Here is a 224-nt window from a genome sequence, read left to right as displayed (position 1 = left end):
GCAGAATAAGTCTGGCCGTCAACTTCAAAGCTCACTACGCTTAAATCTGAATCAACATCGCTGTCGTTATCTAATACATTGCCGGTGGCGGCAGTATCTTCTGCAACGCTATTGCTGTCATTAGCAAGTACAGACGCATCATTAACAGGCGTGACTTGAATTGTTAGCGTCGCGGTTTCACCAGTGTTAGTGGTATAGGTGATGACAGGGACTTGGCCATTCCA

At 46.4% G+C, this 224-nt stretch carries 1 protein-coding gene; it reads right to left on the bottom strand.

The annotated features are described in order from the left end of the window. A partial coding sequence (locus AAEZ02_RS23690) for an Ig-like domain-containing protein (RefSeq protein ID WP_351125714.1) occupies positions 1-224 on the bottom strand: 224 nt, incomplete at both ends.

The organism is Shewanella sp. T24-MNA-CIBAN-0130, assembly GCF_040310185.1.
In the GTDB taxonomy this organism is placed as follows: Bacteria; Pseudomonadota; Gammaproteobacteria; order Enterobacterales; family Shewanellaceae; genus Shewanella; species Shewanella psychromarinicola.
This window is presented reverse-complemented; position numbering and strand designations above follow the sequence as displayed.